The organism is Lentzea aerocolonigenes (assembly GCF_000955955.1).
GTDB classification, from domain to species: domain Bacteria; phylum Actinomycetota; class Actinomycetes; order Mycobacteriales; family Pseudonocardiaceae; genus Lentzea; species Lentzea aerocolonigenes_A.
In genome coordinates this window covers 1-844 of the sequence record NZ_JYJG01000342.1, presented here as the reverse complement: position 1 = coordinate 844, position 844 = coordinate 1, and the positions used below count along the sequence as shown (strand labels likewise).

Below are 844 nucleotides of genomic sequence, written 5' to 3'. Positions count from 1 at the left end.
CGGCGCGCAGCACCAGGTTGACCAGCTCGGCGAAGGCGTCACCCTCGCGTTCGGAGCGCGAACGCAGGTCCGGGCCCTCGGCGGTCTCCGGGCGGGGTTTGGCCAGCGGGTCGAGTGCCGCTTCGTAGGCCATGCCACTGACGGTGTCGAGCAGCATCTCGACCTTGAGCTGGCCGGATTTCTTCCAGGTCTTCCTGTGCTGGTTGACCAACGGCACGGGCTCGGGATCGCGAGGCTCCGGATCGTTCTGGTAGAGCAGGTACGCCAGCTCCTTGCCGAACTTCGGCACCGCGCTCGGCACGTGCTCGCGAGCGAAGTCCACCATCGCGGCCTCGGCCTCAGCAGGCAGATGCTCCATCGCCTTCGCGAGCGCCGCGACATGCTCGACCGACAACGCCCCCTCCGCCACCGCCGCGGCGGTCACCGGCAGCTCGGGGGCGAGTTCGCTGCCGGTCGGAGTGATCTCGCTGTTCAACAGCGCGGCGTTCGCGACCCATTGCCGAGCCTCACGAAGATCCCAGCGAACAGCATCACGCAACACGTTCGCCAAATCCCTGTAGCCAAGCTCAGCTGCCGCCCCACGCCGATCCAACTCGGCAATTACACGCATCTTTTCGTTATCACGGATCCGACTCTCCCTCTCCAAGTCGACAAAGCTGCGCAGCAGCTCGTCGGTGGGGATAAGTCGGGTTTCGCTCACGTGTTCTAATCTACCGCAAGATCGCAACATAAAAGCAGCTCAGCCCGCACACCATCGAGTGAACCCAGGATTGTGGCGATGCGAAGCGAGCCGTCCGAGCTCATGCAAACCAAAGAAGCGGTGATGACGTGCCCAGCTCGGCGA

General features: G+C 64.2%; 1 protein-coding gene. It reads right to left on the bottom strand.

Annotated elements, in window-relative coordinates; genetic code table 11:
* A partial coding sequence (locus tag UK23_RS36685; RefSeq protein WP_196778059.1) for a DUF222 domain-containing protein occupies positions 1-700 on the bottom strand: 700 nt, incomplete at its 3' end.
* Positions 701-844 lie beyond the last annotated feature (144 nt).